Here is a 2,117-nt window from a genome sequence, read left to right as displayed (position 1 = left end):
AATTGTATAGAGAAAGGAGAAGTAAAATAACTTACCTAATATTTATGTTAATAATCCTTGTATATTTATAATAAATACCTCTCTTTAAAAGTTACTAAATACTTTGAATTATTGAATAAAAAATATGTATAATAAGGAAGTAGTGAGAGTTTATTAAAAAATAAAAAAACAAATTATAATTTTTGAGAAATAAAAAACAATATTATTTTGAATATTCTTTGCTTGATTTTATACTTAAAATTGTGTATAATTGTACTGAGGTGATTGGAAATGCCTATGACGTCAACGGAAATGATTAGATTACTTTTAAAAAATGGATTTATCCAAGTAAAAGGTGGAAAGGGTTCACATAAAAAGTTTTTTAATCCAATTACGGGCAAATACACCGAAGTTTCTGACCATAGAAAAGAATTGAAAAAAGGGACAGAACAAGCAATTTTAAAACAAGCGGGGTTAAAATAAACCTTGCTTGTTACCTTGATTAAGGAGGACTTATATGTTAGTAGTATATCCAGCTATTTTTCATAAAGCTATTGAAGGGGGATATGTTGTAATTTTCCCTGATTTTGATAATGGAGCTACAGAAGGTGAAACATTAAACGAGGCTATATCGAGTGCAGAAGACTATATGGGAACTTGGCTTTATGATGATTTTGTTAAAGGTATAGAATTACCTAAACCTTCAGATATAAATAGTATTTCATTATCTATTGATGAAGAGGATAAAGAATACTTTATTGAAAATGAAAGTTTTAAAACTTTAGTAACTTTAGATATGAAAAAATATGTTCAAGAATGTAAAAGTCAAATAGTAAGAAAAAATGTATCAATACCAAGTTGGCTTAATGAATTAGCAATTAATAATAACATTAATTTTTCAAATGTATTACAAGAAGCTTTAAAAAAAGAGTTAAATGTATAATTAGAAAATATAATTATTAATCACGTTCATTAATTTGATATAAAATACTTAGAAAAATGCTTCTAAGTATTTTTTTATATATGATAAAAATAAATTGTTAAGTTAATTTTTCTATGAATATATTTTGGTAGATTATACTTTAAATAGCTAGAGAGAATTATTTAAAAGCTAAAGAATTATATGATATTGTTAAGTGTGAACAAGATACATTAAAGCGAAAAGAACTTAAGAATGAAATGATAGACTTTAGAATGGAGTATAGTAAAATTAAAAAAGCAAGATGGTTATTATTAAAAAATAGTAGTAGACTAAGTTTAAATGATAGTAATAATTTAGATAATATCTTAAATAAACATAAGAAGATATCTATATGTTATGCTATAAAAGAAGAAATGAATAGAATATTTAATCTATTTAGTTTTGAAGAAGCTAGTATTTCTTGGGAGAATTGGTTTAATGCTACAAGAGAGAGTTTAATAGAATCACTTGTAAGATTTGCTAATAATAAGCTAAAGAGAATAAAACGGTTAATAGTACATTCCATACATAATATAAGCAAAGGGAAGCTAGAAGGATTAAATAATAAGATTAAAGTTACTAAGAGAAATGCTTATAGGTATAGAAATATGGAATATTTCTTTAGTTTTTTAAAATATTTAATGTTACCTAAAGAATATAAATAAGTTGATATATAATTAAGAATAATAAAACAATAGTTAAGTCTATTGTATTTTTAAACTACAAAAAGTATCTAATAAAGACTTATATTGAAACTATATATAAATTATAGTTTTAAAGTCATAAATTAGATACTTTTTTAATTTTAAATATTATCATCCCTTAAATATTTGTGAAGAACCCAAAACTATTGAAATTTATAACAAAAACATGTATAATTACAATTAGAGAAAAAAATAACTTTGTAGGAGGAAGTATGAAAGTTGTAATTGCAGGTTCAGGAGCAATGGGAGCTACTTATGGTTCTATGCTAAAAAAATCTGGACATGATGTAGTATTTTTAGATCTATGGCAAGAAAATGTAGATGCTATAAATCAAAATGGTATTAAGTTTATAAACTTAGGTGTTGAAGAAACTTTAACATCAAAAGCATATAAACCTAGTGAATATAATGGAGAGGCAGATTTATTAATTGTATTTACAAAATCAATGCAATTAAAAGATATGTTAAACGAT

General features: G+C 23.8%; 4 protein-coding genes. All 4 read left to right on the top strand.

Translation table 11 applies throughout. The features are described 5' to 3' along the window. Positions 1 to 270 precede the first annotated feature (270 nt). Entirely contained in the window at positions 271 to 462 is a 192-nt protein-coding gene (locus ACWYO2_RS05900) for a type II toxin-antitoxin system HicA family toxin (protein ID WP_455515551.1), read from the top strand. Between the two features lie 34 nt (positions 463 to 496). Then, on the top strand, positions 497 to 922 hold the full coding sequence (locus ACWYO2_RS05895; RefSeq protein WP_455515550.1) for a type II toxin-antitoxin system HicB family antitoxin: 426 nt from the start codon (positions 497 to 499) through the stop codon (positions 920 to 922). A gap of 143 nt (positions 923 to 1,065) precedes the next feature. Further along, complete coding sequence (locus tag ACWYO2_RS05890) at positions 1,066 to 1,605, top strand: ISL3 family transposase (protein ID WP_455515552.1); 540 nt, start codon at positions 1,066 to 1,068, stop codon at positions 1,603 to 1,605. A 251-nt stretch (positions 1,606 to 1,856) separates the two neighbouring features. Continuing rightward, positions 1,857 to 2,117: 2-dehydropantoate 2-reductase N-terminal domain-containing protein (locus ACWYO2_RS05885; protein ID WP_455515549.1), on the top strand; the 261-nt coding region annotated here is incomplete at its 3' end.

The sequence above is a fragment of the Pseudostreptobacillus sp. genome (assembly GCF_977040545.1).
This window is presented reverse-complemented; position numbering and strand designations above follow the sequence as displayed.

Coding starts and splice junctions, on each gene's coding strand:
- ACWYO2_RS05900 (WP_455515551.1), top strand. CDS start 271: ATGCCTATGACGTCAACGGAAATGATTAGATTACTTTTAAAAAATGGA.
- ACWYO2_RS05895 (WP_455515550.1), top strand. CDS start 497: ATGTTAGTAGTATATCCAGCTATTTTTCATAAAGCTATTGAAGGGGGA.